Annotated in this window: 29 protein-coding genes; 17 read left to right on the top strand and 12 right to left on the bottom strand. The window is 63.7% G+C overall.

Features of this window, described 5'->3' with window-relative positions; genetic code table 11:
• Nucleotides 1–235: 235 nt before the first annotated feature.
• Nucleotides 236–1,429 (top strand): acyl-CoA dehydrogenase family protein, encoded by a 1,194-nt coding sequence (locus tag PGC08_RS17800; RefSeq protein ID WP_069601036.1) that lies wholly within the window; start codon nt 236–238, stop codon nt 1,427–1,429.
• A 39-nt stretch (nt 1,430–1,468) separates the two neighbouring features.
• Nucleotides 1,469–2,617, top strand: a complete 1,149-nt coding sequence (locus PGC08_RS17805) for an acyl-CoA dehydrogenase family protein (RefSeq protein ID WP_069601037.1) — start codon at nt 1,469–1,471, stop codon at nt 2,615–2,617.
• A gap of 207 nt (nt 2,618–2,824) precedes the next feature.
• On the opposite strand, the gene PGC08_RS17810 is transcribed toward PGC08_RS17805, so the two are convergent.
• The 4 genes from PGC08_RS17810 to pyrE form a co-directional block, all read right to left on the bottom strand.
• A complete protein-coding gene (locus tag PGC08_RS17810) occupies nt 2,825–3,469 on the bottom strand; it encodes a TrmH family RNA methyltransferase (RefSeq protein ID WP_271709044.1) in 645 nt (214 codons plus the stop codon).
• Nucleotides 3,466–5,115, bottom strand: a complete 1,650-nt coding sequence (locus PGC08_RS17815) for an ABC transporter permease (RefSeq protein ID WP_096178039.1) — start codon at nt 5,113–5,115, stop codon at nt 3,466–3,468. The genes PGC08_RS17810 and PGC08_RS17815 overlap by 4 nt, the downstream gene beginning before the upstream one ends.
• Entirely contained in the window at nt 5,115–5,996 is an 882-nt protein-coding gene (locus tag PGC08_RS17820; RefSeq protein WP_009881823.1) for an ABC transporter ATP-binding protein, read from the bottom strand. The genes PGC08_RS17815 and PGC08_RS17820 overlap by 1 nt, the downstream gene beginning before the upstream one ends.
• 167 nt (nt 5,997–6,163) lie before the next feature.
• A complete protein-coding gene (gene pyrE, locus PGC08_RS17825; RefSeq protein ID WP_069601039.1) occupies nt 6,164–6,730 on the bottom strand; it encodes an orotate phosphoribosyltransferase in 567 nt (188 codons plus the stop codon).
• Between the two features lie 291 nt (nt 6,731–7,021).
• Between pyrE and PGC08_RS17830 the strand changes: the two genes are divergently transcribed.
• A complete protein-coding gene (locus PGC08_RS17830; RefSeq protein WP_009881825.1) occupies nt 7,022–7,300 on the top strand; it encodes a GlsB/YeaQ/YmgE family stress response membrane protein in 279 nt (92 codons plus the stop codon).
• A 120-nt stretch (nt 7,301–7,420) separates the two neighbouring features.
• On the opposite strand, the gene PGC08_RS17835 is transcribed toward PGC08_RS17830, so the two are convergent.
• Genes PGC08_RS17835 through PGC08_RS17845 form a run of 3 tightly spaced genes read right to left on the bottom strand, consistent with a single transcriptional unit; the run spans nt 7,421 to nt 8,875 of the window.
• Nucleotides 7,421–7,828, bottom strand: coding sequence for a hypothetical protein (locus tag PGC08_RS17835; protein ID WP_009881826.1), 408 nt, complete (start codon nt 7,826–7,828; stop codon nt 7,421–7,423).
• Nucleotides 7,821–8,315, bottom strand: coding sequence for a hypothetical protein (locus PGC08_RS17840; protein ID WP_271709045.1), 495 nt, complete (start codon nt 8,313–8,315; stop codon nt 7,821–7,823). The genes PGC08_RS17835 and PGC08_RS17840 overlap by 8 nt, the downstream gene beginning before the upstream one ends.
• Nucleotides 8,312–8,875: an RNA polymerase sigma factor gene (locus PGC08_RS17845; protein WP_271709046.1), complete on the bottom strand. Its 564-nt coding sequence runs from the start codon at nt 8,873–8,875 to the stop codon at nt 8,312–8,314. Before PGC08_RS17845 ends, PGC08_RS17840 begins: the two co-directional genes overlap by 4 nt.
• Nucleotides 8,876–9,039: 164 nt before the next feature.
• On the opposite strand from PGC08_RS17845, the gene PGC08_RS17850 reads away from it, so the two are divergent.
• The 5 genes from PGC08_RS17850 to amaP all read left to right on the top strand — a co-directional run bounded on the left by PGC08_RS17850 (nt 9,040) and on the right by amaP (nt 11,324).
• Entirely contained in the window at nt 9,040–9,507 is a 468-nt protein-coding gene (locus PGC08_RS17850) for an Asp23/Gls24 family envelope stress response protein (protein WP_009881829.1), read from the top strand.
• A gap of 105 nt (nt 9,508–9,612) precedes the next feature.
• Nucleotides 9,613–9,795: a hypothetical protein gene (locus tag PGC08_RS17855; RefSeq protein ID WP_009881830.1), complete on the top strand. Its 183-nt coding sequence runs from the start codon at nt 9,613–9,615 to the stop codon at nt 9,793–9,795.
• 4 nt (nt 9,796–9,799) lie between these two features.
• On the top strand, nt 9,800–10,168 hold the full coding sequence (locus PGC08_RS17860) for an Asp23/Gls24 family envelope stress response protein (protein WP_009881831.1): 369 nt from the start codon (nt 9,800–9,802) through the stop codon (nt 10,166–10,168).
• Nucleotides 10,165–10,734, top strand: a complete 570-nt coding sequence (locus PGC08_RS17865; RefSeq protein WP_096145660.1) for a DUF6286 domain-containing protein — start codon at nt 10,165–10,167, stop codon at nt 10,732–10,734. The genes PGC08_RS17860 and PGC08_RS17865 overlap by 4 nt, the downstream gene beginning before the upstream one ends.
• Nucleotides 10,731–11,324, top strand: a complete 594-nt coding sequence (gene amaP / locus PGC08_RS17870; protein WP_226829656.1) for an alkaline shock response membrane anchor protein AmaP — start codon at nt 10,731–10,733, stop codon at nt 11,322–11,324. The genes PGC08_RS17865 and amaP overlap by 4 nt, the downstream gene beginning before the upstream one ends.
• A gap of 295 nt (nt 11,325–11,619) precedes the next feature.
• On the opposite strand, the gene PGC08_RS17875 is transcribed toward amaP, so the two are convergent.
• Genes PGC08_RS17875 through PGC08_RS17885 form a run of 3 tightly spaced genes read right to left on the bottom strand, consistent with a single transcriptional unit; the run spans nt 11,620 to nt 13,213 of the window.
• Nucleotides 11,620–11,787, bottom strand: coding sequence for a hypothetical protein (locus tag PGC08_RS17875; RefSeq protein ID WP_271709047.1), 168 nt, complete (start codon nt 11,785–11,787; stop codon nt 11,620–11,622).
• A 2-nt stretch (nt 11,788–11,789) separates the two neighbouring features.
• The gene (locus PGC08_RS17880) at nt 11,790–12,392 is read right to left on the bottom strand and encodes an SDR family NAD(P)-dependent oxidoreductase (protein ID WP_271709048.1); all 603 of its coding nucleotides are present in this window, start codon (nt 12,390–12,392) and stop codon (nt 11,790–11,792) included.
• Complete coding sequence (locus PGC08_RS17885) at nt 12,389–13,213, bottom strand: thioesterase family protein (protein ID WP_069601044.1); 825 nt, start codon at nt 13,211–13,213, stop codon at nt 12,389–12,391. The genes PGC08_RS17880 and PGC08_RS17885 overlap by 4 nt, the downstream gene beginning before the upstream one ends.
• A 135-nt stretch (nt 13,214–13,348) precedes the next feature.
• On the opposite strand from PGC08_RS17885, the gene PGC08_RS17890 reads away from it, so the two are divergent.
• The 8 genes from PGC08_RS17890 to PGC08_RS17925 all read left to right on the top strand — a co-directional run bounded on the left by PGC08_RS17890 (nt 13,349) and on the right by PGC08_RS17925 (nt 23,360).
• Complete coding sequence (locus PGC08_RS17890) at nt 13,349–14,140, top strand: exodeoxyribonuclease III (protein WP_029416604.1); 792 nt, start codon at nt 13,349–13,351, stop codon at nt 14,138–14,140.
• 312 nt (nt 14,141–14,452) lie between these two features.
• Nucleotides 14,453–16,810 carry a helix-turn-helix transcriptional regulator gene (locus PGC08_RS17895; RefSeq protein ID WP_271709049.1) on the top strand — a complete coding sequence of 786 codons (2,358 nt, stop codon included), beginning with the start codon at nt 14,453–14,455 and terminating at the stop codon, nt 16,808–16,810.
• A gap of 151 nt (nt 16,811–16,961) precedes the next feature.
• Entirely contained in the window at nt 16,962–17,879 is a 918-nt protein-coding gene (locus tag PGC08_RS17900; protein WP_009881839.1) for a GTP pyrophosphokinase, read from the top strand.
• A gap of 57 nt (nt 17,880–17,936) precedes the next feature.
• Nucleotides 17,937–18,815: a DUF5926 family protein gene (locus PGC08_RS17905; RefSeq protein WP_009881840.1), complete on the top strand. Its 879-nt coding sequence runs from the start codon at nt 17,937–17,939 to the stop codon at nt 18,813–18,815.
• Nucleotides 18,816–18,890: 75 nt separating this feature from the next.
• Nucleotides 18,891–19,700, top strand: coding sequence for a glycosyltransferase family 2 protein (locus PGC08_RS17910; RefSeq protein WP_009881841.1), 810 nt, complete (start codon nt 18,891–18,893; stop codon nt 19,698–19,700).
• Nucleotides 19,697–20,635, top strand: coding sequence for a prephenate dehydratase (gene pheA, locus PGC08_RS17915; protein ID WP_271709050.1), 939 nt, complete (start codon nt 19,697–19,699; stop codon nt 20,633–20,635). The genes PGC08_RS17910 and pheA overlap by 4 nt, the downstream gene beginning before the upstream one ends.
• 119 nt (nt 20,636–20,754) lie before the next feature.
• Entirely contained in the window at nt 20,755–22,545 is a 1,791-nt protein-coding gene (locus PGC08_RS17920; protein ID WP_271709051.1) for an FAD-binding dehydrogenase, read from the top strand.
• 5 nt (nt 22,546–22,550) lie between these two features.
• Nucleotides 22,551–23,360 (top strand): SDR family oxidoreductase, encoded by an 810-nt coding sequence (locus PGC08_RS17925; RefSeq protein ID WP_271709052.1) that lies wholly within the window; start codon nt 22,551–22,553, stop codon nt 23,358–23,360.
• A 43-nt stretch (nt 23,361–23,403) separates the two neighbouring features.
• On the opposite strand, the gene PGC08_RS17930 is transcribed toward PGC08_RS17925, so the two are convergent.
• Both PGC08_RS17930 and PGC08_RS17935 read right to left on the bottom strand, forming a co-directional pair.
• Nucleotides 23,404–24,336 carry an NAD-dependent epimerase/dehydratase family protein gene (locus tag PGC08_RS17930; protein ID WP_009881845.1) on the bottom strand — a complete coding sequence of 311 codons (933 nt, stop codon included), beginning with the start codon at nt 24,334–24,336 and terminating at the stop codon, nt 23,404–23,406.
• 77 nt (nt 24,337–24,413) lie between these two features.
• Complete coding sequence (locus tag PGC08_RS17935) at nt 24,414–25,193, bottom strand: enoyl-CoA hydratase (RefSeq protein WP_009881846.1); 780 nt, start codon at nt 25,191–25,193, stop codon at nt 24,414–24,416.
• Between the two features lie 158 nt (nt 25,194–25,351).
• Between PGC08_RS17935 and PGC08_RS17940 the strand changes: the two genes are divergently transcribed.
• Nucleotides 25,352–26,929, top strand: coding sequence for a Na+/H+ antiporter (locus PGC08_RS17940; protein ID WP_241212350.1), 1,578 nt, complete (start codon nt 25,352–25,354; stop codon nt 26,927–26,929).
• The last annotated feature ends 26 nt before the right edge of the window (nt 26,930–26,955 follow it).

Raw genomic sequence — 26,955 nt, forward strand, 5'->3', positions numbered from 1 at the left:
TATCACGAAATGGTAATACTTCAGACATATTGCGCCTTAACAGTGCAGATACCAGGCAAAACGCACCACCGGGAGGGCCTTTGTCAGGCTGCCGAGCGCCTTCTGGTCAGCATCGCGGCATCGCAGGCTCCGATTCCGCAGATCCTCGGCGACTGCAGCCTTCACCCACTTGTGAGCCTGAACACCGAAACGTACTATTGGGATTAAGTTACCGAACGATCAATCAGGAGTTTTCATGGACACCTTGCTGAATGCAGAGGAGCGCGAGTTCGCGCAGAAGATGCGTCAGTTCTATCGCACGGAGATCCCCGAGGAACTGCGCTTCAAGGTCGCCACCGGCCAGGAGCTGACCAAAGAGGACATGGTCACTTCGCAGCGCATCCTCAATCAGCACGGATACGCCGTGCCGAACTGGCCCGTCGAATGGGGTGGCCAGGACTGGACTCCTGTCCAGCGCCACATCTGGCTCGAAGAGATGCAGCTCGCCTGCGTCCCGCAGCCGCTGCCCTTCAACGTCTCCATGGTCGGCCCTGTCATCGCGACCTTCGGCAGCCAGGAGATCAAGGAGCGCTTCCTTCCCGCCACCGCCAACATCGACATCTGGTGGTCGCAGGGCTTCTCCGAACCCGATGCCGGCTCTGACCTCGCTTCGCTGAAGACCACAGCAGTCCGTGACGGAGACAAGTACATCGTCAACGGTCAGAAGACCTGGACAACCCTGGGTCAGTACGGCGACTGGATGTTCAACCTGGTGCGCACCGACCCGAACGTGAAGAAGCAGGCAGGTATCTCATTCCTGCTCATCGACATGAAGACCCCCGGTGTCACCGTCCGCCCGATTCAGCTCATCGACGGCGGCCATGAGGTCAACGAAGTCTTCTTCGACAATGTCGAGGTGCCCGTCGAGAACCTCGTCGGCGAAGAGAACAAGGGCTGGACCTACGCGAAGTTCCTGCTCGGCAACGAGCGCACCGGCATTGCCCGCATCGGCGGTTCCAAGGTCAACCTGGCCCGGGCCAAGGCCTACGCCGCGGTGACGAAGACGGCACGCGGAACCCTGCTGGATGACCCGCTGTTCTCAGCCCGTCTGACTCGGATCGAAGCCGAACTCACCGCACTCGAGATGACCCAGCTGCGCATCCTCTCGACTCAGGCAGCGGGATCGGACAAGCCGGACCCACGCTCCTCCGTGCTCAAGCTCAAGGGCTCGCAGCTGCAGGAGGACATCAGCGAACTCCTCGTCGACGTCCTCGGCCCACAGGGACTCGACTTCGTCGCCGACCGTGCCCAGGGCGAAGGCTTCTCAGACCTTCCGCTGGGTGCCGTCGATGCCCTGCCCGCGTACTTCAACACCCGCAAGGTCACCATCTACGGCGGCTCGTCCGAGGTGCAGCGCGGAATCATCTCGAAAGCACTGCTTGGTCTCTGAGGTTCCCAGGACCCCAGGACATTTAAGAAGAGGACAATCATGGATCTTGAACTCAATGACATTCAGCAAGAACTCGCCAGCACTTTGAACAAGTACCTGCGCAGCGAGTACGACACTCAGGCCCGCGAAGCCATCCTGGCCAGCGAAGAGGGCATCTCCCGCGAGACGTGGGAGAAGTTCGCAGAGATGGGCCTTCTCGGCCTGGCAATCCCGGAGAACTACGGTGGCGCCGAGATGACCTTCGCCGAGGTGGCGGTGGTCCTCGAAGCATTCGGTCGTTCGCTCGTGCTCGAGCCGTTCCTGGCCACCGCAGTGCTGGGTGCCAACGCCATCGTCGCAGCCGGCACCGAAGAACAGAAGCAGGAGATCCTGCCCTCCGTATGCGAAGGCCAGACCTTCCTCGCCTTCGCCGCTCTCGAGCCGGGCCTGCGCTACGCGGTCGACACACCCTCCACCACCGCCTCGGCGGGTGCAGATGGTGCCTACACGATCAGTGGTGAGAAGACCGGCGTACTCGGCGGCGACGTCGCCGACCACTTCATCGTCACGGCCGCAGAGAACGGCGACCTGGGACTGTACCTCGTCGCTGCGTCGGCCTCGGGAGTCAACCGCGTCGCTCACCGTCAGGCCGATGGGCAGGGCAGCGCCAGCGTGAAGTTCGACAACGCTCCGGCCCAGCGCCTGGGCGCCGCCGACGCGCACGCCGTCGTCGCCGAACTCATCGACACTGCGAATGCCGCGATCATGGCCGAAGCAGTCGGCGTCATGGAAACCTCTCTGACGATGACGGCCGAGTACCTCAAGACTCGCGAGCAGTTCGGTGCCCCGATCGGTGCCAACCAGGCACTCCAGCACCGTGCGGCCGACCTCTACGCAGACCTCGAATACGCCCGCAGCATGGCGCTCTATTCGCGTCTTGCGGTCACCAACGAGGAGACGGGCTCCGAGAAGGACCGTCACCGCGATGTCATCGCGGCCAAGATCATCATCGATCAGTCGGCTCGCACCATCAGCCAGGAGTCGATTCAGATGCACGGCGGCATCGGCATGACGATGGAATACCCCATCGGTCACTACGCCAAGCGACTGACGGTCATCTCACGCACCTTCGACGATGCCGATTCGCTGACTGCCGAGCTGGCCGAGATCGGTGGGCTCATCGAGCCGCACGCAGCCGACCTCAACTGAGGTCAGGCAGCTGACGCTCTTCCGCTTCACGCACTCAGCCTGAAGCGGAAGAGCACCAACAGCGATCAGCTAGAGAAAACAGTGGACGTTTTGTGCTGATTCCATCCCTGGAATCAGCACAAAACGTCCACTGTTTTCGTTCCCCGCCGGTACGCCGGTCCGCCGTCGCGCGGGCCGGAGGCAGTCAGTCCGGAGGCCCGCAGCCCTTCAGTTCACCGGCTGGTCGTAGACGTGACGGCGGATCCAGGAGTGCATGGTGATCGCTGCCGCGGCCGCGGCGTTCATGGACCTCGTTGAACCGTACTGGGCGATTGACAGCACCGCAGTGCTCGCCTGATGTGCTTCCTCGCTCAGCCCGGGACCTTCCTGGCCGAACAGCAGGAGGCTGCGGCGTGGGAGGTCGTAGGTCTCCAGCGGCACGGAATCCGGGAAATTGTCGATCCCGATCAGCGGTACGTCATTGTCGATGCACCACTGCAGAAGATCGTCGATGCTCGGGTGATGGATGATGTGCTGGTACCGGTCGGTGACCATCGCTCCACGCCGATTCCAGCGCCGTCTGCCCACGATGTGCACTGCGGCTGCGTTGAAGGCATTGGCCGTCCGGACGACCGAACCGATGTTGAGGTCGTGCTGCCAGTTCTCAACACCGACGTGGAATTCGTGCCGCGTGGCGTCGAGATCGGCCACGATCGCCTCAAGTTTCCAGTAGCGATACTTGTCGACGACATTGCGCCGATCGCCCTCAGCCAGAAGCTCGGGATCGAAGTGCTCAGACACAGGCCAGGGGCCGGTCCACGGACCGACCCCCACCTGTGGCGCGTTCAACTCCGACGCGCTGTCCTCAGTCACTTCTTGTCATCGGTTTCATCCGCCGAGGTGTCAGCCTTCGACTTGCCCGCCGAGGTGTCGGCGGAGTCCGAATCGACCACGTCGTCCGAGTCCGAATCCTTGGCAGCATCCTTCGAATCGGTCTCCTTCTTACCGGCTGCGCCGACGGAGACCTTCTGTGCACGCTTGCTCATCTTCACGGTCTTGCCGCCGCGTCCGCCGCCGGTGAGCACCGCGCGAACGTAGGCACTGCTGGCCAGGGAGTGGACGATGAGCGCCACCACTGCTGCGATGGCCGCAGCAACCAGGCCCTCCCACCATTCAGGTGGGCTTGCGAAGAAGCGTCCGGCGATTCCCAACGGCGAGGTGAACGGAGTCCACGACAGCACCTTGGCGACCATTCCGGAGGCTCCCATGATGACGGGAGCGATGAAGCCGGCCACGGTGATGACGCCGATGATCGAGACGAAGATCTTGCGTGCCGTGCTGCCAGCCACAGTCGATGCCCACAGGAGGAGCGCGTAGATGGTCCAGGCAGTGAACAGCAGGGTCAGTGCGAACCAGCCCAGCCCGGGCAGCATGGCGAATGCCAAGGAGGTCTTCCCCGTGATGGAGAGCCCGAGCTCTGCCACAACGATCGCGATCACCAGGTGCACAGCCGTCAGGGACAGCATGCCCGTGATCCGACCCGAGGCCGAGGCGCGAGGAGGGATCGTCGCCGCGATGATCTCGGTGATCCGGTTGCGCTTCTCCAGACGCAGGTTCTGATAGAGCGCGGTGCCGAGGGTGGCCACCACGAGAAGCGCGAACACTGCCATGCCCCACAGCAGCGGAGTTGCGATCTCTGCTCCGACTGCCGGCGCGTTCAGCAGTGTCGCTTCAGTCTTCGGCGCCAGCTTCTCCAGCAGTGCCTCGGGCTGTTCGTCCAAGGCGATGATCGTCGGCTGTGCCTGTCCGCTGGGGTCCTGGATGAAGGCCGCGTCGACCTTGCCCTCCTTGACCAGCTTCTCTGCAGCCTGAGCGTCCTTGGCGTCGGTGATCTTCACGCCCAGCTGCTGCTCGTACATGGCAGCCTGTTCGCCTACTCCGACCATGGCCATGGTCGGAGTACCCGACTTCGCGTCGGATCCGGCGACGACGCCGGAGATGATCGCAGCGAGGATACCTAGCACGATGACCGCGCCGGTGACCAGGAAGAACGGACTGCGCAGTGCGGTCGTGCTCTCTCGGTTCGACACCAGCCACGCGGCTTGGCGCTTGTTCACGTCGACGAACTCGGAGACCAATCCGGTCTCGGGGAGCTCGTCGGCGGAGGGCTTGTCCTCGGCAAGTTCGAACGGAACCTCGTCGAGACCGTCGTCGGCCGCCACTGCGTCAGCGTCGCTGGCATCAGCCGCATCGGTTGCGTCGGCAGCATCATCATCGGCAGTCGCAGCTGGCTTTGCGCCCTTGGCGTTCTTCGTCGACTTGCCGTTCCGAGCCGCTGAGGCCTTCTTGGCCGACTTCGCACCGGTGCCGGTGCTCTGTGTTGTGTCGCCATCGTTGTCGGTCACCGTGACGTCGTCGCCGACCGGAGTGCCCAGGTCATCGATGTTCTCGCCCGCAGTGCCCTTCGACACCTGTGGCTCTGGGGAGTCCCCGTCTTGGCCTTCGTCCTTGCCTGCCATCACAAAGCCTCCTTGTACTGCTCGGCCAATGTCGGGCGAACACTCTCGAAACTCTTCACACCATTCAGTGCTGCCACGGTCTGTGCGGCCGCACCTGCATCGGCGGCCCGGAAGCTGATGACGTTGTCGGCGGAATCGAGGATCGCAACGTCGCTGATGTCCGCGCGCTTCTCCAATGTCTTAGCAGCCGCCTCGGCGTCGGAGAGCTCCACCCGGTACTTCACATCCGAACGCAGCTCTGCCACGCTGCCGGACACGCTGGCCCGTCCCTGGCTGAGGACGATGACGTCGTCGGCATGGGCCTGCGCGGCCTCCCAATTGTCGGTAGCCAGGATGACCGGCACGCCTGAGGCTGCGTGGGCACGCAGCAGGGACATCACAAGTTCGGTTGACTCCGAGTCGAGTCCGGAGAAGGCGTCGTCGATGATGACGACATCGGGATCGGCGGCCAGGGTCGCTGCGATGTCGACGCGGGCGATCTCGGTGCCGCTGAGGTTCTTCAGCGGGGCATAGCCGCGATCGGCGAGCTCGAGACGCGAGAGCAGCGTCAGCGCATTGCGCTCCGCTGCTCCGAGCGTGATGCCGTGCAGACGCGCCAGGTAGACGATCTGATCGATCACGCGCATGTTCGGGTAGCCGCCGCGCTCGGCGGGCAGATATCCGAAGTTCTGACGATCGCCGAAGTCGAGCTCGAAGTCCTCGAGCTTGACCGTGCCCTCATCGGGCGAGATCAGCCCCATGATGACGCGAACCAGCTCGGTCCGACCGGCTGAACGGGATCCGACGATTGCGGTGATCCGGCCTGCCTGCGCGGTGAAACTCACCTCGTCGAGATAAGTTCGCTTTCCCTTGCGCAGGGAAACCTCTTTCAGTGTGAGCACGCGTCATCCTTACTTTTCCTGAAGCAGTACTGTGGGAGTGTCTCATCTATCGTGTTGAATGGACCACGATGTTTCAAACCAGGACCCCGATTTCGACAGAATTGCCAGTCGAGTCCCAGCTGGTGATCGACGGGTGAGACGGCGCCCGCGGAGTCCGAGGAAACGTCTCAGTCCAGACCAAGATCGCTTGTCGTCAACGCCGTGAGATACGGAATTCCCGTCGCCTCGACCCGCTCCTTGGCTCCCGTGTCACGGTCCATGACCACGGCCACGGCCACCACCTCGGCGCCGGCCTCCTTGAGAGCCTCGACGGCGGTGAGCACCGAACCACCCGTGGTGGAGGTGTCCTCGACCGCAACGACCCGTTTGCCGGCGACATCGGGGCCCTCGACGCGACGAGACATCCCGTGCTTCTTCGCCTCCTTGCGGACGACGAAGGAATCCACCGGAGTGCCGCGAACGACGGAGCGGTGCATGACTGCGGTGCCGACCGGGTCGGCTCCCATCGTCAGACCGCCCACGGCATCGACCTGCTCCAGCAGGCCTTCGGCAGCCAGGAGGTCGAGCACCACATCGCCGATCAGAGGTGCGGAGCGATGATCGAGAGTGACCCGGCGCAGATCCAGGTAATAGTCAGCTTCCCTGCCTGATGAGAGGGTCACCTTGCCACGAACCACGGCGAGTTCGTCGATGAGGTCGAGCAACTGTCGGCGGGTGTCTGCGCTATCGGTCATGCCCACAAGTCTAAACGGCCAGTGCCATTGCGCGGACCAGGGCCGTCACACACACCCAGCGCCCCCGTCGCCGAGGTGGTCGTGAGCCCCAGCCGCCCTCGCCGAGGTGGTGATGGGGATCACAGCATACGAACAGAATTCGTCCGTGAGGTTTCCACCGAGCGAACGTCTGTACCAATGTCATAAAGAATCGGGCGAAGCGGTACGTTCCGCGAGAATCGGATCTACCATTGGAGACAGATTCACTCAGCAAGCCCGATCATCAGCCACTTCTGAAGGGATGTGAACCTCATGGGTTTCATCGCATACTTGATTCTCGGACTCATTGCCGGTGCCATTGCCAAGGCCATTCTGCCGGGCAAGCAGGGCGGCGGACTCATCGCCACACTCATCATCGGCGTCATCGGAGCCATGATCGGCGGCTGGCTCGGCGGCGCGATCTTCGGCGTCCAGATGGATGCCTTCTTCTCAATCTCGTCCTGGCTGTGCGCGATCGGCGGCTCGCTGATCGTCCTTCTCATCTGGGGCTTCATCACCAGCAAGATGGGCAAGAAGGACAAGGCCGCCTGATCACGGTCTGATCCTGGCGAGGGCCGGAATCCATCACTGGATTCCGGCCCTCGCCATATTCACCTGCAGTCCTGGCGGCTGCCCTTCAGTCGAGGGTAGCTGCCCATTCAGTCCTGGCAGCTACCCTCGGCTGACGACGCGCAGATCGATGTCGAGCCGTCCGCTGGCCTCCACTGCCCCGCGAGCGATATCGGCCTCGACGACGGAGAAGATCTCATCGACAACCTCGGCGACCGAACGGGTGCGGTCAAGATGGGCATCGATCCTCACCTTCACACCGTCGTTTCCGCGAGCCACGTCGACACCGACAGGCTCACCACCGACTCGCCGCAGCACTCTGGCTGTGGCTGTGGCGACCAGATCGCGCAGTCCCGGCGCCAGGCTTCTGACACCGGGAACCGAGGTCACCGACGTCGCCAGACGCTCCGACTCCGCGACCTCGCTGCGGACGCCTGAGCCGCTGCCGATACCAGAGCCATTGCCGCTGTTCACGAGGTTGAGGTCCTTCGCTTCGCCACGATCAGTCAACGTACACATCCTCAGCATTGATATCGATCCTGACAGCTGGAATCCCGAGTTCGGACAGAACCGCGGCGGACACGGCCCCGCGGATCGCCTCGGCGGTGGGGGCGAAGGAGATGCCGGCGCGCATAGCCAGTGTCAATGACACCGTCGCCGCGCTGCCTTCGGGTTCACCGGCGGGTTCGACGTCGACGCTGCGGGCACGGATACCGTCCACCGAGTCGACGGCTCTGCGCACAATTGAGCGCACCGCGGCAGTGGAGATCGAAAACGGGTGACCATGTTCGGTCTGCAGACGTGTCGAGGGCCCACGGTACAGATCGTCTCGGACCAGCTGGAGGATGCGCTCGCGCACCCCGGCAGTGTCCTCAGGGTCAGGTTCGAACGTGGCCATGTATTCGTCGATGACACCGCGAAGCTGAGCGTCTGATTCCCGCTGGAGATCATCGTTCGTCTGGTCAGGTTCAGCGCCGGAGCCGACATGTTCGTTCATGTCCATCCTTCCATCCCCTCCATGATGGCAGTTCGGGCCCGGTGGATGCGGCCTCGCACGCTGCCTTCGCTGATGCCCAGAGTCGCGGCCACCTCGGCGTAGCTGAGACCCTCCATCTGGTGGAGCACCCAGGTTACCCGCTGTTCTGACGAGAGCGTCTGGAGAACGCTTGAGAAATGCTGAAGAGCGGTGCGTGCCTCAACGGACTTCTCAACCGATGCACGCCCGTCTGGGTGGATGCTCATATCGTCGGGGTCCTGTGCATCCGAGGGCCTGGCCATCCGCCGCCGCAGCATGTCGGTGCACTTGTTCGATGCCAATCGGTAGATCCAGGTACCGAAGGCGGCGGGCTCACTCAGGGCGTTCAACGACTTCCACGCCTGCACCAGCGTGTCCTGCACGACGTCCTCGGCATCCTGCCGATCACCGAGAGTGCGCAGGCAGAATCGCAGCAGCTTCGTCTCATCCCGGTCGACCAACGACTCGAAGGCATCGATATCACCTTCCCTCGCGCGCACGACCAGGGTGACGAGATCGAACCGATCATCGTGCCTTGTCATATCCACATCGTATGCGACCGTCGGCGCTATGAGCGCACATTCCGTGCCGGGGGAATGTCGAGTGCGAACTCGCTTGAGAACTTTTTCAGCACAGGTGCGTGAGGTTCTCTGACCTGCCGCGTCTGTACCAATGTCAGCGCAATCGAAACGTTAAGGAATCAGAAATGCCTGAAGTCAAGCAGTCCACCGTTTCCCAGCAGTCCACAACCGACGATTCGGTGCGCAGCCCCCTCGTCACCGACATGGGCAACACCACGATCGCCGAGAACGTCGTCGCCAAGCTCTCCGGCATCGCTGCACGTGAGGTCCCCGGCGTCTACAGCATGGGCACCGCCGCACGCCGCGCCTTCGACACCCTCACCGACCGCATCCCCGGCTCGCAGACCAACGTCTCCGGCGGAGTCTCCGTCGAGAAGGGTGAGAAGCAGACCGCGATCGACCTCACCATCGTCGTCGAGTACGGAACGTCGATCGTCGACGTCGCCGAGGCGATCCGCCGCAACGTCATCCGTGCCGTCGAACAGGGCACCGGACTCCAGGTCGTCGAGGTCAACATCGAGGTCACCGACGTCCACCTCCCCGGTGATGAGGACGATCAGCAGAGCTCCAACGACACCGTCGAACTCAACTGATCTGCCCCCTACACACCAGTTTGCATACTCAACACACGAACGCAGCCTTTCCCGCGGCCGATCTCAGGCCCGGGAACGACTCGCCGCCTCGGCGGAAGGAATGACATGTCGAAAACACTCATCGGACTGCTCGTCGGATTGACGCTGGGCATCGTCGCGTACTTCGGAGGATTCCTGGCATTCCTCATCGTCGCCATCTGCGGCGGGCTCGGCCTCGTCGTCGGCCTGGTCCTCGACGGACGACTCGACCTCAGCGCACTGAGTTCACGTTCAACAACGCGGAGGTGACAGCGTGGCTTCATCACGTGGCGACCTCACGATCGCGGACCGGGTCATCGAGAAGACAGCCTCCCAGATCCTCAAAGGTCTGCCCGGAATCGGCGGGACGAAATCGGGTCTGTTCGGACTCGGTTCGAGCGCCGATCTCGATTCCCGGCCCAGTGTTGACGTGACCCTCTCGGGTCGAAGCTGCACCCTCGAAGTCGAACTCGGACTGCAGTACCCATCCCCCATCACCGAGGCGACCGAATCGGTCCGTCGTCGCCTCAGCACCGATGTCGAAGCCCTCACCGGAGTCACCGTCCATCAGGTCGACATCTCCGTGAAATGGCTCAAGCCCAATGCATCAGGATCCGGAAAGACAGTGAGGAATCTGCAATGAGCGCACGACTGTTTCGGGCACGCCCGGCACGCGTGGTGCCCGCCGTCATCCTCGCCATCCTGATCCTGGTCATCGCCGTGGCCCTCGGCTGGGCGGCCATTGCCGCCATCGCCTCTGCAGGTTCCGGAAGCTCCGCGCTCTCGGACGGAGTCCCAGGACTGTCGAGCCTCGGCGAGATGACCTGGGGATCCGCGGCCATCATCGCCGCCTGTGTCGTCATTGCGCTGCTGGGCCTGATCTTCCTCATCATCGGAATCTCGCCCGGAGCCAAGCGCGTCATCGGCTACCGCACGCAGACCCCGGAGCACATCGAGCGCTTCGAAGTGGTGCTGCCGACCTCGGCGCTGTCCGGCCTGGCGGCCGCGGCAGCGGACTCCGTCGACGGAGTCTCGAGCGTGCGCGCCGCATCCAATGCCTCGTCGACGAACGTCACCTTCTCCACCCCCGTGCGTGACAACGACGAGATCCGCCGCGATGTCGATGCCGCAGTCACCCAGCGCTTCGACTCGATCGCCTTCGACCGCACACCCACCGTCAAGGTCCGAGCACACAGGAGGCAGGCATGAGACGTATGGCAGCAGGTGCCAACCGCACCGGACTCATCATCGTCGGACTGTTCCTCCTGGTGGCCGGACTCGCTGTGCTTGCGATCAGCTTCGGCCTGGCAGCAGCCGTGGCCCCCGGCTTGACGCCGGACGCAGCACTGCAGCCTGTCGCCGCCGTATTCGCATTGCCGTTCTCCGCGGTCATTGCACTGGTTGTCGCCCTCATTCTGGCGATCATCGGCATCCGTTGGCTCGCTGCGCAGGTCCCGCGGAAGGATTCCGCCAAGCCTCTGCGCATGCAGGAAGATGCTCGCAGCGGTGTGACCACAGTGACGGCGAACGTCGTGGCCGCCGCCGTGGAAGATGACCTCGAAGCCACCCCCGAGGTCGTGGACGCACAGGCCATCCTGCGCGGAACTGCGCGACGCCCTGAGCTCGTCCTCCACCTCGATGTCGACGAACGCGCCGACATCGATTCAGTCGTCGCCGACGTCGCAGATCGCGTGACCCGCAACGCCAGTCAGGCACTCGGCGTCCCGCTGTCCGCAGTCGGCGTCGAGGTCGCCATCGCCAGGTCACGGCAGAGGAAGCAGCGCAGTGTTCAGCTGTGAATGACAAAGACCCCGGGGCGCGTAATCGCGACATCCCGGGGCCCTCGCAGCACTCCCCTCGAGTACCCGGACGCATCCCCATACGTCCGTTGTGTCCACCCGATCCCCACCGGGCGAACACCATTATTGGATCACACATCGATCCTACTTGTAAAGATTGTTCCGCCCTGCCTAAGCCGCAAGGGCGCCTTTCGGCGACCCTGAACACCTGATAGAACCCCAGGTCACAGGCCTCGCCGAAAATAATTCAAGACTCAACTTCATTCGGCGGGTCGCAACTGTCACTGCCGCGAACTCAGTGATCGTCTCGTCTGCTGAGAGAGAATCCCGTCGACCCCCAGCGCACCAGGGAACGCGGAACGAAGCGGGCGATTCGAGCCGCCAGCGCGTAGCTCACCCCGGGGACCGAGACCACCTTGCCGCGCCTGGCATCGCGCAGGGACGCGGTGACGACCTGCTGCACACTCAGCCAGATCCAACCCGCCCGGGCCGGTCGACGCCGAGTCGTTCATGGAATCTGGTCCGAATGAATCCAGGCAGGACGACGGTGACCGTCACCGGGGTACCTCGCAGTTCGCCGGCGAGTGCTTCAGTGAAGACCAGAGTCGACATCTTCGATGCCGCATACTGCCCCATGGTCGTCAGTGCCGCCATGGACGAGACGTTGATCAGACCGCCGCGACCACGTTCGCGCATCTGCTTGACCGCGGCCAGCGAAAGCTCGCGCACGGCGCCGGTGAGCACCATGTCCTGGTCCTCAAGCTCGGCCGCATCCGAGTCGAGCAGACCCTGCTTGAGTCCGTATCCGGCGTTGTTGATGAGCAGATCGATCCGTGAGGTCTCAACCACAGTCCGGACCATGTCGATGCCGGATCGGGTGGACAGATCGGCCACGACAACCTCGGCGTGGGTGCCGTGTTCGGTTTCGATGCTCGTCGCCAGCTCCCGCAGGCGCGTCTCATCGCGGGCCACGAGCACGAGGTCATAGTGATCGGCGGCGAGGCTGAGGGCGTAACCACGCCCCAGCCCTGAGCTGGCGCCGGTGACGAGAGCGCGCGGCCTCGTCACTTCGCGCCCTGGCCCACCCGCACTGTCAGCGACTGTGCCGCGGTGCCGATCGGCCCCTTGACATCGCTGAGGACGCTCGTGGTCTCGCCGATCCCGGTGGGGCCGAACGCCACCTTCGTCTCGAAGCCGACCCAGCCTGGTTCGGGGACTCGGGTGAGGTGGATGGTGAGGTCGACATTGGGGAAGAACGTCGTCTTCGGATCTTCTCTCACGGCAAGCCCGTTGGCTGTATCGACGAGCTTCACGAAGGCCGCGGTCGCGGGGTCGTCCTCACCGTCGACGAGGGGAAAGGGGGACCGAATCCAGGAACGAGCGAATCCGGGGCGGACGTCGGCGAACTGGCCACCGTCCAACGAGGCGATGAAGCCTCCGCCCCAGCGGCCGGTGAACGGTATGGCAGGAGCTTCTTCGGGCTCTGGCAGAGCCTGCCATTCGTCGCCGACGACGCTGGTGGTGTCGCTGGGCAGCAGGCGCCAGACTCTGGCGTGGACGCTCGTGCGCTCACCATGGCGCATGCTCGCCTCGATGAGTTCGATGGTCCGACCGGGCCTGATGACGTTGACGTCGATTGTGAATTCGCCGGAATGGATGACGCCGAGGATGTCGAAATTGATCCGAGAGACCAACTTGTCCGAGGGCAGTCGGCGTTCGATCTCTGCCAGCACCAGTCCTGCGGCTGGGGCCAGATGCTGTTCGCCCGGCTGCCAGGCGCCCTGACTGTGCAGCGTCGAGATGAAGGTCTCCGGCCCCGTGCGCACATAGTAGGAGTCGGGGCAGGCGGCACCATCGTGGCCGAGGTGTTCGTTGAGTGCTTCAGGCATGACCCCAGATTATCGGTAGCCAACCGGCGCCGAGGTGATGGGGCCACGGGGTGCGCCTGCTGACTCCTCCTGGTGACCGGCTTCCTTCTGCCTGTTGAGCTTGGGCCTGCGGTCGGGACCGCCTATGGTGGGAGAGTGAGAATCGCGAGCTGGAATGTGAACTCGATCCGCGCCCGACATGACAGAATCGGCGCCTGGCTGGATCGCTCCGACGTCGACGTCCTGGCCATCCAGGAACTCAAGTGCAAGGACGAACAGTTCCCGGAGGACCTGTTCACCTCCCGTGGCTATGAAGTGAGCTTCCACGGCCTCAATCAGTGGAATGGTGTGGCCATCGCCTCCCGAGTCGGACTCGAGGACCCCGAGATCGGATTCACCGACATTCCCTCATTCGGCGAAGAGCCCGTGGTCGAGGCCCGTGCACTCTCAGCCACCTGCGGCGGAGTCAGAGTGTATTCGCTCTACGTTCCCAATGGTCGTGAACTCGACCACCCGCACTACACCTATAAGCTCGAATGGTATCGGGCCCTGACTGCCGATATCTCTGCACAGTTGAGTGAAACACCTGATAAGAAGCTCGTCCTCTGTGGCGACTTCAATGTCGCACCCCTGGATGAGGACGTCTGGGACATGGCGGAGTTCGACGGACTCACCCATGTGTCCGAGCCCGAGCGCGATGCCTTCAACTCCCTCCTCGGCGCCGGGCTCACCGAGGTCACCAGGCAGTTCACACCAGGCCCAGGCGTCTACACCTTCTGGGACTACCAGAGGCTGGCATTCCCGAAGAAGAAGGGCATGCGCATCGACTTCGAGCTCGCCTCACCGTCCTTGGCTGAGAAGGCCACCGGTGCCGAGATCGACCGCGAGGAGCGCAAGGGCAAGGGCGCGTCGGATCACGCTCCTGTCATCGTCGACTACGAGGTGTGAGCAGTACCCGACGAAAACCTCACGTCTTGAGCCTGCTTCGGCACTCCCCCACGCCGCTACAGATCAATATTGACGAAACACCACTTCACAAGTGATCCTAAGAACAACGTGCCGCTGCTCACTCCCCGATAATGCGCAACGGCATCGTTGAACACAGATTGAGTGAAGTTGAACGCAGACAAACGCAGACTTAGTGAAAATCACATAGCTGCCACATTGTGTAACCGGATTTCTCTCAAAGAGATCAGATAGATTACTTAATGGTAGTCAATCCCCAAATCCCCATATCCCCACTGCCAGAGGTCCCCACCCATGCATGATTCCGCTGACCAGGGCGCTCCCGTTCCCCCGACGGACCGCTCAGCCGGTGCAGGCGTCTTTCCCGGCGAGCGCTCGACGACAGCTCACGCATTCGCGACTCGCCTCGCCGATTTCGCGCCCGAGCTGCCCGAACCAGTGTGGAAGAGTCTGTTTTTGCAGACATCTGGCCATATCTTGGCAGGCCAAGCCGTTCTGCAGGGCGCCGACTCGATGGGCCATGACCTCTCGACAGTCGATGCCGACCACTACTCGGATCTGCCATCCGCCGAGGTTCTGACTCAGATCAGAAGCCAGGCCCCGGACAGTCCCGAGCTGAGGTTTGCTCATCTGCTCTCATTCGTACGCGACATCAACGCCGACACTCTGGCCATCGCCGCCGGAGCAATGCGCTACTTGGGGTCGTTTGCCGTCCCCATCGACCCAGAAGGCGGCGACACCTTCGACATCGCTGACCTGAGCGCACATCTGCTCGAGGACGGATTGCTGTTCCCATCGCTGGAAGACACCGGTCAATACACGATTCCGCCGGTCATGAGAGCGATCCTGAGGCGGCTCTACGACGGCCGGGATCGGCACAGCGAATCGCGGTCGCGACGCGCACTTGGTGGCAGCGCCGCGGAATGGCTGAAGGCCCCAGCCTCCTATCATTCGGAGGGCTTCGATGAGGCACTCCTGCAGGTCGCGGAGGCCGGAGAGTGGAGCGCACTGACAGATCTCTGGGCGAACCGCGGCCATGCACTCATGGTCGATCATTTCGACGCGACTCTCGAGGCCTTCTCGAAGGTCCCCGAGGCGCAGACTCAGAACTCGGCGGTATTGGCCGAGGCGAAGGGCGACTGCCTGCAAGCAGGTGAGGCCAGACGGCGCCTTCGCGTCAGCGACGCCCTCACCGTTCTCGGCCAGGTCGACTTCGAGCACTCGGCGGTCCCGACGCTCGACTCGCAGCTGGAACGGATCAAGGACGGTGACTTCACCGTCGATGACATCCTGATCATGGCCATCGCATCGATGCGGCGCCAGAAGGTGCTCGGCCAGTCGGACCAGGGTCTGCAAGTGGCCCGGACGGCCCAGGAGCTCATCAACGACAGCCGACACTTCCAGTCAGCATCGAGCCGACTCTGCGAAGCACGATTCCACCTCGAATATGGGATCACCACCATGTTCGTCGGCGATCTCACGGGCAGTGTCCAACTGCTGCGCCGGTCGATCATCATCACAGAGCTCGCCTCTGCGTCCTCTCCTTATCTCCTGCTCCCCGCACATGCCTACAGTGCCCTGGCGTACGCGATGCTCGGAAACGGGCCATCGAGTGACGCGCACCTGCGTCACTTCGACGAGCTCAGGGAGCAAACTCGCTTCAACAACCCCCACACGCTCACCGCCTATTCCTTGGCTCGCATGATTCGCGCCATGGACGGCCTGGACCTCGACGCAGCAAGCCGGTACTCGGCGCGCCTGACTGACCCCTCACTAGGTCATCACTCGTGGCTCGGAGTCGTTCAGTACAGATCGCTATTAGGCATTCTGCGCAGCGATGTCGGGATCGAGGGCAAGCGCCTGGAGCAGATCATCGACACCAACCGATCGTCCCTGCCGGCCGACGGACTCCTGCTCCACTCACTCCAGCTCATGCTGGTCTCCCTCCACCTGGCTCAGGGCCAGACCCATCTCGCCCAGAATGTCCTGCTCGACGCCGAGACCGAATCGCCGTACATCATCCTGGCCAGAGCTCAACTCCATCTGACCATCGGTGAACACGGGACCGCGGCGCACCTGGCGAACAGAGTGCTGTCTCAGAAGTCACTCGACCTGCACGCCAGGGCCTCGGCACGTGCGATTCAGGCTGCCAGCTTGTTGGGCAAAGGAGAACTGGCAGAGTCAGACTCCGCGTTCGTCGACGCACTCGAGTACTGCAGGATCGCAGCCAGCCTCATTCCCGTGGCGCTGGTTCCCAAGTCTCTGCGCGATCAGTTGATCGCGCGCAGCTCCAGCGCTGCCGAGTGGGACCTGATCGCTCCGGTCTTCGCGAGCGAATCCAACGCCACCGACGGCGCCATCGGCGGACCGGGCGATCGCGGTGCCGGGGAACGGCTCCGGCAGCGGCTGCTGGATCTTGGGGAGACACTTCGCATCCGCGCCGGTCACACACTGCTCAGCCCCTCGCAGAGACAGCTCCTGGCGCTGCTGGACACCCAGTCCTCGGTGTCCGCAATCGCCGCTGAGCTCAGCCTCGTCGAAGGAACTGTGAAGAACAAGCTGTCGAATCTCTACGCGCGCCTCGGCGTCCGCAATCGCAGAGATGCGCTGGCCCGCGGCTACGAATACGGGTACCTTCCCACCGAGCGCTGAGTCTGCGGCGCGCATCGCAGGACCCCTGAACAGTCCCCGGAGGCTCCCGTGATGACCTCCCGGAGGAAAGCTCGTCTCATTCGCGCGTAAAGCATGGACATCCACCCCGTCTTCTGGTGAAGTTGAATCAGGAGCTAGGAAGGTGACGAGGATGTCAGCAACAGTCCGCGAACTGGTCGACGAAGCCTACGACAGGCGCGAGTCGACATGGAGGGCCGCCCTGGAGACGGTCAACGATTGGGTCGAGGCCGCATGCTCGGGGTCCGCGCTGCTGTCAGGCGATCGAGTCACCGTCGGCCGCGGACGGATCAAGGACCGACTCCGAGCCGGGGAGAAGCTGCGCCGCAAACTCGCCGACGCCAATGACGAGATCCATGAGGCCGTCGAGGTTGAGAACCAGGTCATCGATGTTGTCGGTGCCCGGGCGGTGTGCCGCACCGAGCGGGAACAGACCGCGCTGTGGGATCTGCTCACCGACAGCAATGACAGTTCGAACCTCTCCATCGCCGAGGTGCGGGACTATTCCGCCCAGCCCAAGCCCTCCGGTTATCGCGGACGCCATCTCATCATCGAAGTTCCCTTCGACGCCGAACCCTCAGTGCTCGTCGAGCTCCAGCTGCGCACGATCATGCAGGATGCGTGGTGTGTGCTCGCCGAGGAGCATCTGTTCAAACCCGGTCAGGCACTGAAATCAGATGCCCAGCAGGAGCGGCTCTCCGTCGTCCTCTCCGGGCTCCTGGCTCAGGCCGATGTGGTTGCCGCCTATATCGCCGATGATGTCAGTGCCTACCTGGGAATGGGCAACGCCTCACCGCCTCGGACGGTGACGAATGTCGATGCTGCAGCGGAGGTCCCCTCGATCGAGGTCACCATCCGCGAGCTCAATCATTCCTATGTCCTCGCCGCCGACGAGGTCGGTCGGCACGGGATCATCCGCCTGGAGAACCTGGGACTGACGCCGGAGAATCCCGAACACTCGGCGTTCCCGAACCCGGGTGACAAACTGCAGGTGACGATGGACGAGTCGAACACCACGCGCTACTTCATCCCGGTCGCCGGGCAGCACTGAATCGCCCCGGCGAACGGGATGCATTCCGATTCGCCAGACCGTCTAGACTTGTCTTCCATGGGTAAGAAGTCGAAGCGTTCCAAAGAAGATGTCATTGCCAAGCGTCTGGCACGTGCAGAGGCCACGGCCTTCGTTGCACGTCCGTTCGAGGGGCTGCCGTTCGAGGCGGACCTCATCTGCCTGCGTGAGCTGGTGCCGGCGGCGACCGCCTCGGCGAAGCTGAAAGCGGAGTTCGGTGGTCAGGAGATCACCATCACCTCCCTGCTGCCCGCAGCATGGCAGGCCTGGCACCGTGAAGACGGTGAAATCTTGGCCGGCATGCAGGTGCCTGTGTCCTCGACCGATGCTTCTCGCGATGTCGCCCACGGCATCCTGGCCGCAGTCGATGCGGAGCCGGGTACCACCGTCGAGGCGACCACCGAGCCAGGTCAGGGTCCACGTCTGCAGGACATCCTCGACACCGACCACCCGTTCGACATCCGCGTCCTCGAGACTTTCGAGTACTGGAAGCTGCCCGAGGCCGAGACGGACTCCGATGTTGCTGCGGCGCTCGAACAGGCCAACGACTCCATCTCCCCCACGGAGAAGCTCGCCTCGGTGAAGTCCGCCTACTGGACCGAGATGTCGGGCCGCACCTACGTCCGTTGGGCACGCCCCGAGGGTGAGGACGCGATCGTCGACGCTCTCGCGAGCCTGCAGGTCGAAGGGCTCAACGACCTGGGCGGTCCGGGAACCTTCCTGGGGTATTTCCGTGCCCATGGAATCATCGTGCCCGTCTGGGAACTCGAATTCGGCACACAGGTCGACGACATCGAGGAGCCCATCGCGGAGTTCGGCAAGCGCCTCGATACGACCATGAACTCGGGCGAGTCTCTGTCTACCGAGGCACGCCGTGCACGTTCAGGCATCGTCGCTCGTCAGCTGACCATCCACTGAGTTCCGTCGCCACGACCACCGGCGAGCGTCGACGCGCACTCGCCGGTGCGTGAGGCGGACAGGAGAAGAGTTTCCATGTCCGAACAGTCGAACACCCCAGTTCCGTCTTCGGAGACGGCACCCCGCGCGATCGCCGCCGTCATCCCCGCGATGGACGAAGCCGACCGGATCGCAGCGACCGTGAGAAGCGCCAAGCAGATCCCCGGAGTCGACATCATCATGGTCGTCGATGACGGTTCGAGTGATGACACCGGCGTCCGCGCCCGCAGGGCCGGCGCCGAGGTGGTCACCCACAGGAAGAACAAGGGCAAGGCTGCGGCCATGATGACCGGCGCGTTTGCGATCAGGAATCGTGAGATCTCCGACTCGGATCCCAACCAGCGCCCGAATCACCGCGCCCTCCTCTTCATCGACGGCGACTTGGAAGATTCAGCCCTCAACACGGCCCCGCTCGCCGCACCTGTCCTCGCTGGTGAGGCCGATATGACGATCGCGATCCTGCCCGCACAGAAACGCAAGGGCGGTGGGTTCGGCTTCGTCGTCGGTCTCGCGAAGAAGGGCATCGCCGAACTCAGCGGATTCGACGCGACCCAGCCCCTGTCGGGAATGCGCTGCCTGAGCCGCGAGGCCTTCGACACGGCACTGCCCTTCGCCGCCGGCTGGGGCGTCGAAACGGCCATGACCATCGATGTCGTCAATGCCGGCCTGCGCGTCGAAGAGGTCGAATGCGACCTCCACCACCGGGTCACGGGCAAGGACCTCAATGCACAGCTGCACCGTGCCGCCCAATACCGCGACGTCGCCCGAGCGATCCTCGTGCGCAGACTCCGGGCCAAGAAGCAGAACGGCACCTCGCCGAGTACCGAGAAGGAGACTACGCAGTGAGCGCAGAGCGCTACGCCTACCTGGGCCCCGAAGCCACATTCACCGAGGCCGCACTGCTGCAGTACCTCGACTCCCACGGCCTGCGCTCGAACGCATCGACCCAGCCCATGCGCAACGGGGCCGCGGCTCTCGAGGCCGTCCTCGACGGTGACTGCCTGGCTGCGGTCGTGCCGATCGAGAACTCCATCGAAGGCGGCGTGCCGGCCACGATCGATGCCCTGACCGATCATGGTCAGCTGCAGATCATCGCCGAGGTGGTCGTGCCCGTGCGCTTCGTCCTGGCGGTGAAGCCGGGGACCGATCCCAGCACGCTGACTTCGTTCGGGTCCCATCCGCACGGTGAGGCACAGGTACGCACGTTCATGTCCGCGAACTTCCCCGATGCCGTCTACCTGCCGACCTCGTCGACGGCCGCGGCCGCACGAGATCTGGCTAACGATGCCGCCGACCATGTGGCGGCCGTGTGTCCGGCCTTGGCGGCTGAACGCTACGGGCTTGAGGTTCTGGCCAATGACATCGGAGAACGTCAGGATGCCGAGACCCGGTTCGTCGTCGTCACTCGCCCCGGTGCTATTCCCGCACCGACTGGATCCGACAAGACCACCATCGTGGCCTCGCTGCGCTCCGATCGTGCGGGTGCGCTGTTGGAGATGCTCGAGCAGTTCTCCAGCCGCGGGGTGAACATGTCACGCATCGAATCCCGACCCACCGGTGACGGACTCGGGCTCTACCAGTTCTCGATCGACCTGCTGGGACACGTGCACGAGGCCCGGATGGCCGATGCGCTGCAGGGAGTCCACCGTGTGACCAGGAGTCTGAGGTTCCTCGGCAGCTACCCCAGTGCGGTGGAGACCGGTGTGCCACTCGACCCGACAACCACGGACGATTCGTTCTCCGCCGCCGCTGCTTGGCTCGATTCGACGCTGGGCCGCTGAGACACGACTGCAAGCCCTGCGAACAGTAGGCAGACACCGCGGACAGTAGACAGACTCTGCGGCCAGTAGTCTGAGTATGCACGGGTCGCCAGACCCACATTTCGACGAAGGAGTCGCCCATGGGAAACACCTCTCCGACCGCCGCCCCTCACCCGAATGAGGCTTATGACGCCATCGTCGTCGGGGCAGGCCTCGCGGGACTCGTCGCCGCCCATGAACTCAGCCTCGCCGGGAAGCGAGTGCTCATCCTCGACCAGGAGAACCGGGCCAACCTCGGCGGTCAGGCCTTCTGGTCCCTCGGTGGACTCTTCCTCGTCGACTCCCCTGAGCAGCGCCGACTCGGCGTCCACGACTCCCTCGACCTGGCGCGCCAGGATTGGGCCACCTCGGCGGGCTTCGACCGGGAAGACGATCATTGGCCACGGCAGTGGGCCGAGGCGTATCTCGAGTTCGCCGCCGGAGACAAACGTCGCTACCTCCATGACCTGGGGCTGCGCCTGACACCGATCGTCGGCTGGGCAGAGCGAGGCGGGTCGGGTGCCTCCGAGCACGGCAACTCCGTGCCGAGGTTCCACCTCACCTGGGGCACCGGCCCCGAGGTGGTCCGGGTCTTCCGCGAGCCCGTGGAGCGGGCAGAAACGGCAGGCCTCGTGACCATGGGGTTTCGGCATCGTGTCGATGAGCTCATCGTCGACAATGGCGGCAGCGGCAGCGGCAGCGGCAGCGGGGATGGTGCCTCGGTCGTCGGGGTTCGCGGGCGGAGACTGGCCCCCAGCCACACCGGCCGCGGGGTCGAGTCGAATCGCGAGGAGCTCGATGGTTTCGAGCTGCGTGCCCCTGCGGTCATCGTCACCAGCGGCGGCATCGGTCACAACTTCGAACTCATGCGCAAGTTCTGGCCGGCCGAACGCCTCGGCGAGTTCCCGCAGACGATGCTGGCCGGAGTCCCTGCCCATGTTGACGGGCGCATGCTGGCCATCGCCGAGGAGGCGGGTGCGAGCCTGATCAATCGGGATCGGATCTGGGCCTATACCGAGGGCATCGAAAACTGGAACCCCGTGTGGCCGAACCACGGGATCCGCATCATTCCAGGACCCTCGTCACTGTGGTTCGACGCCGAAGGCAACCGGTTCCCAGCACCGAACTACCCCGGGTTCGACACCAACCGGACCATGAAGACCATTCTCTCGACCGGTCACGACTACTCGTGGTTCGTGCTCAATGAGTCGATCATCCGCAAGGAGTTCGCGCTCTCGGGTTCGGAGCAGAATCCCGACATCACGAAGAAGGACTGGCGCCTGACCTTGGATCGCGCCCGGTCCTCCGATGCTCCCGGCCCGGTCGAAGCCTTCAAAAAGTTCGGTTCCGACTTCGTCGTCGCCGACACCACCGAGGAGCTGGTCGCCGGGATGAACGAGCGCTCCCGCGGTCCCGTCATCGATCATGACCACCTCGTCGACCAGATCATCGAACGTGACCGGCAGATGGACCATTCGTTCTCGAAGGACGCGCAGGTCCAAGCCATCCACAATGCCAGGAACTACCTCGGCGACAAGATCGTGCGGGTCCAGAAACCGCACAAGATCCTCGACCCGGCCCACGGTCCGCTCATCGCTGTGCGGCTGAGTCTGCTCTCCCGCAAGACCCTGGGTGGGCTGGAGACGAACCTCGACGCCCAGGTCATCGGAGCAGACGGCACACCGATTACCGGACTCTATGCGGCCGGCGAGGTCACGGGATTCGGCGGCGGAGGGATGCACGGCTACAACGCACTTGAGGGAACCTTCCTGGGCGGGTGCATCTTCTCCGGGATGCGTGCCGGACGTGCCGTGGCGGGAACTGCCGGGGCTGTTGCCGGTGGGGCCGGCGCTGAGTCCGGGGTATCCGACGTCGATCAAGTGGGGCAGTGATCAGCATGAACTCGGAACTCACGGTGTTAGTCACCGGTGGCACTTCCGGCATCGGTGCCGCGCTGGTGAGGAAGTTGGCAGACCGTGGCTGCACGGTGCTGACCACGAGTCGGGACCCCGAGCGGATTCCGCAGTCCGAGCGGATCCCCGGGGTGCGCTATCTTCAATTGGACCTCGCCGATCTCGACAGCGTCGAGTCACTGGGCGCCGAGCTTGGCACCGTCGACGTCCTCGTCAACAATGCCGGCGAGAGCCAGTCGGGTCCCTTCGAGGAGCTGCCCTCCGATGCCATCGACCGCCTGTTTCACACCAATGTCTTCGGGCCGGTGCGTCTGAGTCAGCTCGTCCTGCCCGGTATGCGCGAGCGTGGTCGCGGCCGGATCATCATGGTCGGGTCCATGCTCGCCAGCTTCCCCCTGGCCCACCGCAGCTCCTATGTCGCCTCCAAGGCAGCCCTGCGCGGATTCACCACGGCCGCACGTCAGGAGCTCTCGCCATTCGGAGTCTGGCTCAGTGTCGTCGAACCCGGGTCTATCGCCACCGGGATCGGCAACCGGCGGACGAAGTACCTCTCTCCCGGTTCTGTCTACACCGAGGATGTGAGAACGATGCTTGAGCACCTCGATGACAATGAACGAGGCGGGATCTCGGCCGAGACCGTGGCCACGACCATCGTCACGGCCATCGAGGCGGCCAGGCCTCGCGAATTTTATGCCGTAGGGAGCAGGGCACCGCTGCCGTTCCTGCTCAAACGGGTGCTCCCGCGCGCGGTGATGTCACGGATCGTCACGGCTCAGCACGGGCTCAAACGATGAGTTCCGCGATCTTGCGCCGCTGAGTGGCTGACTGCCTGAACGGCTACTGGAACCGTGAGGGCAGAAGGAACTGCGTGGTGGAGATTCCGAGCACTCGCTGCTGACGAGTCAGGTTGTACGTGCGATCGTGCTGAAGGTACTCGACGAGGAACAGCTCCGCCCGGTTGCCCCGCTTGAAGAACGTCTTGATCTTCAGGCCCAGTTTCGCGGCGAAGAGCGCCTTGTCCTTCGCGATCGCATCGATGACGACAGGCTCATACTCCATGCGCGCGAAGTGGGTGGAGACGGCGTCTTTGAGCTTGTACGGAGTCGGATCGCCGATGTTGAACGGGCCCGAAGCCGAGGGCACGTCGACGCAGGCGATGGCCGCTCGCACCAGGTTGTCGATGTGGGTCAGGGTTATCTTCTGCCGACCGCCGCCGGGAAGTCGCAGGACTCCCTTCTTCGCCACTTGGCTGAGATAGGGCATGAGCATCGTCTCGCCGGGTCCGTAGACCGCGGCGGGCCGGAGGATGGCCGCATCGGGACGGATCCGCATCACCAGCTGCTCGGCCAGAGCATGCGTCCTCGAGTAGGCGTCGTGGAAGTCGTTGGGATCTTTGGGTCCGGCCTCTTCCCACAGGTCCGCATGAGGTGCGTTCGTGGAATAGACGGTGGTGGAGGAGATGTGCACGATTCGCGCCTTCGCGAATGCGTCGAGCACGTTCCTCGTCCCCGTGACCTTGACGTTGTAGAGCTCATCGTCATCAGCATTGACGGCCGCGATTCCGGCGCAGTGGAAGACCGCCGTGGCCTTCGACGCCAGGGACTTCACCGCTTCCGAAGCAGGTTCGGTGAGGTCCCACGCCTGAAAGTTCACACCTGGAATCTCGGGATCGCGTCGCCCCAGGGCATAGACCGTCTCATCCCTGTTCGCCAGGGCACGGGCGATGGCGCCACCGATGAAGCCGCTGGCTCCGGTCACGATTACCGCCACGTCTGATCCTCCATCATCATCTGAAGCATCTCATCCGGTCCATCCGAATGAGCACACTGTCATAGGAAATCACACTGTCAGTCCCGATGCTGCCACCGAGGCTCTCTTCTGGTGAGAAAAGCGTCGATCCCCTCCTGCGCATCGGCTGCGACGGCGTTGTGCGCCATCACCTCCGACATGTGCTCATAGGCCTCTGCCAGAGGCAGATCGCGCTGTTCGTAGAACGCTGCTTTGCCTATTGCCACTGTAGCTGACGAGGCTGACGCGACCTTCCGCGCCAATTCCAGGGTCGAGGCCTCCAGCTCGTCATCGGCGACGACATCGGAGACCAGACCGAACGACAGTGCGTCATCTGCGCTGAGGAAGTCCCCGGTCAGCAGCATCCGCATCGCCGTCTTCGCCGGCACCGCCCGGGTCAGGGCCACCATCGGTGTGGAGCAGAACAGGCCGATCTTCACCCCTGGGGTGGCGAACCGAGCCGACGCTGCTGCGACCGCCAGGTCGCAGCTGGCGACGAGCTGGCACCCGGCGGCGGTCGCCACGCCCTGGACCTGTGCGATGACCGGCTGCGGGATCGATTGGATCAGCTGCATGAGTTCGGAGCAGAGTGCGAAGGTCTCCTGCTGCGATTCCAGCTTCGCCCCGCTGATCTCCTTGAGATCATGCCCGGAGCTGAAGACGTGACCTGCGGTGGACAGGATCACGGCACGGACATCGGTGCGCTGACCCACCTCGGCGAGGGTGTCGATGAGACCCTTCATCACCGAGCGCGACAGCGCGTTCCGAGTCTGAGGCTCGTTGATCGAAATCGTCGCGACTGCGTCCTTTTCCAGGGAGAATACAATTGAGTCAGACATAAGGGTATTCTGCCAAAATATCGTTGGTCCGGCGCGGAAACCTGATGTGGATCTCTTTCCGAATCCTTACCAGGCGCCCCCTCATGGAGACGATGTTTCCTGACATCGATGCCGTTGTACCGGTGTGCATTCATGCCACCCATATCGAGGAGACGAGCATGACGACTCTGCTGATGATCATCGGATTCGGTGCCGCAACCAGCGTGGTCGTGGGCCTGGGCCAGAAGCTGCGCCTCCCCTGGCCGGCTCTCATGGTCATCATCGGCATCGCCGGCGCGTTCATTCCCACGTTCGCCGAGATCACCATCGAACCCGATCTCATTCTGCCTCTGTTCCTGCCTCCGCTCCTGTTTGCCGCCGCGCAGAAGACCTCGTGGGCGCTCTTCGCCATCCGCTGGCGCACGATCCTGGGCATGGCGGTCGCTCTCGTCGGGGTGACGGTGGCGGCAGTGGCCGGAACTGCGGTCCTCCTCATCCCCGGGATCACGATCGCGGCGGCGGTGGCCCTCGGCGCCATGCTCGCCCCGCCTGACCCCGTCGCCGTCGATGCGGTCGCGGGAACTGTCTCGATACCTCGGCGGATCATGTCGACCCTGCAGAGTGAAGGGCTGTTCAACGATGCCGCCTCCCTCGTCATCTTCCAGACGGCGATGGCGGCAGCCATGTCCGGCACCGAGGTGGACTTCGGTCAGCTGGCCCTGTCCTTCCTCATCTCCGCGGTCATCGCCATCACCGTCGGCCTCGTCGTCGTGTTCATCGTGTGGTGGGTGATGGAGAAGATCGACCATACGATCGCCCGCTCCTCGCTCATGCTCATGCTGCCCTTCGGCGTCTACCTCATCGCCGAACATTTCCATGCCAGCGGAGTCATCGCCGTCGTCGTGGCCGCGCTCGAGGTGCGCAGGCGCGACGTCGAAGGCAACTCGGCGGAACGTGTCACCCAGGCCTCGACGTGGCAGGTCCTGGAAATGCTCATCACCGGAATCGCCTTCGGCCTCATCGGCCTCGATCTGCGCATGGTCGTCGAGTCCGAGCACGCCGACCTGGGAAAGGCCGTCCTCGTGGGGTTGGGCATCGCGCTCATCGTCATCGCCGTGCGGTTCGGCTGGCTGCTCATCGGAACCGTGCTGGAGAACAAGCGCAGGGAGGAGGACCCGGATGCCGCACCGCTGAACATCAGGGATGCCACGCTCATGACCTGGGGCGGCATGCGCGGTTTGGCCACGATCGCACTGGCCCTGTCGATTCCGGCGACCACAGACACCGGCGAACCCTTCCCCGGCCGTTCCTACATCCTCGTCGCAGCCGCGGTGATCCTGCTCGTGACGCTGGTGCTCGCCGGCCTCACCTTCCCCACCATCGTCAACGTCCTAGGCATCGACGACGAGGCGGAGAAGGAACGCCAGGCGACGAAGGAGATCGCGGCCCGGGCCTACAAAGCCGCCCTCCACCAGATCAAGAACGACCCGGCTCTGCCCGACGAGGTGGCCGACCCTCTGCGCGCCCGCTTCAAGGGCCTCTATGCGCAGCTGCTGGGAACCACTGACGACCAGGCCAGCTCTGAACAGGCGACGACGCTGAAGGAGAACCGCGAGGTCATGGCCAAGGTGCAGACCCGGGCGCTGCAGTCGGCCCGCACGGAAGTGCTCAAGGCCCGGCGCGAACGCGGCACCGATCCGGAGGTCGCCGACAGGGTGCTGCGCCGATTCGACCTCCAATCCGTGCTTCTGAGGTGAGCTGCTGCGTCGAGTCACTCCCCGCG

It is taken from the genome of Brevibacterium sp. BDJS002 (assembly GCF_028201555.1).
Taxonomy (GTDB): domain Bacteria; phylum Actinomycetota; class Actinomycetes; order Actinomycetales; family Brevibacteriaceae; genus Brevibacterium; species Brevibacterium aurantiacum.

Excerpts from the sequence above, each read along its gene's own strand:
- PGC08_RS17800 (WP_069601036.1), top strand. The coding sequence starts at position 236 with ATGGACACCTTGCTGAATGCAGAGGAGCGCGAGTTCGCGCAGAAGATG.
- PGC08_RS17805 (WP_069601037.1), top strand. The coding sequence starts at position 1,469 with ATGGATCTTGAACTCAATGACATTCAGCAAGAACTCGCCAGCACTTTG.
- PGC08_RS17815 (WP_096178039.1), bottom strand. The coding sequence starts at position 5,115 with ATGGCAGGCAAGGACGAAGGCCAAGACGGGGACTCCCCAGAGCCACAG.
- pyrE (WP_069601039.1), bottom strand. The coding sequence starts at position 6,730 with ATGACCGATAGCGCAGACACCCGCCGACAGTTGCTCGACCTCATCGAC.
- PGC08_RS17830 (WP_009881825.1), top strand. The coding sequence starts at position 7,022 with ATGGGTTTCATCGCATACTTGATTCTCGGACTCATTGCCGGTGCCATT.
- PGC08_RS17840 (WP_271709045.1), bottom strand. The coding sequence starts at position 8,315 with ATGAACGAACATGTCGGCTCCGGCGCTGAACCTGACCAGACGAACGAT.
- PGC08_RS17845 (WP_271709046.1), bottom strand. The coding sequence starts at position 8,875 with ATGACAAGGCACGATGATCGGTTCGATCTCGTCACCCTGGTCGTGCGC.
- PGC08_RS17850 (WP_009881829.1), top strand. The coding sequence starts at position 9,040 with ATGCCTGAAGTCAAGCAGTCCACCGTTTCCCAGCAGTCCACAACCGAC.
- PGC08_RS17855 (WP_009881830.1), top strand. The coding sequence starts at position 9,613 with ATGTCGAAAACACTCATCGGACTGCTCGTCGGATTGACGCTGGGCATC.
- PGC08_RS17865 (WP_096145660.1), top strand. The coding sequence starts at position 10,165 with ATGAGCGCACGACTGTTTCGGGCACGCCCGGCACGCGTGGTGCCCGCC.
- amaP (WP_226829656.1), top strand. The coding sequence starts at position 10,731 with ATGAGACGTATGGCAGCAGGTGCCAACCGCACCGGACTCATCATCGTC.
- PGC08_RS17885 (WP_069601044.1), bottom strand. The coding sequence starts at position 13,213 with ATGCCTGAAGCACTCAACGAACACCTCGGCCACGATGGTGCCGCCTGC.
- PGC08_RS17895 (WP_271709049.1), top strand. The coding sequence starts at position 14,453 with ATGCATGATTCCGCTGACCAGGGCGCTCCCGTTCCCCCGACGGACCGC.
- PGC08_RS17900 (WP_009881839.1), top strand. The coding sequence starts at position 16,962 with ATGTCAGCAACAGTCCGCGAACTGGTCGACGAAGCCTACGACAGGCGC.
- PGC08_RS17905 (WP_009881840.1), top strand. The coding sequence starts at position 17,937 with ATGGGTAAGAAGTCGAAGCGTTCCAAAGAAGATGTCATTGCCAAGCGT.
- PGC08_RS17910 (WP_009881841.1), top strand. The coding sequence starts at position 18,891 with ATGTCCGAACAGTCGAACACCCCAGTTCCGTCTTCGGAGACGGCACCC.
- PGC08_RS17920 (WP_271709051.1), top strand. The coding sequence starts at position 20,755 with ATGGGAAACACCTCTCCGACCGCCGCCCCTCACCCGAATGAGGCTTAT.
- PGC08_RS17925 (WP_271709052.1), top strand. The coding sequence starts at position 22,551 with ATGAACTCGGAACTCACGGTGTTAGTCACCGGTGGCACTTCCGGCATC.
- PGC08_RS17935 (WP_009881846.1), bottom strand. The coding sequence starts at position 25,193 with ATGTCTGACTCAATTGTATTCTCCCTGGAAAAGGACGCAGTCGCGACG.
- PGC08_RS17940 (WP_241212350.1), top strand. The coding sequence starts at position 25,352 with ATGACGACTCTGCTGATGATCATCGGATTCGGTGCCGCAACCAGCGTG.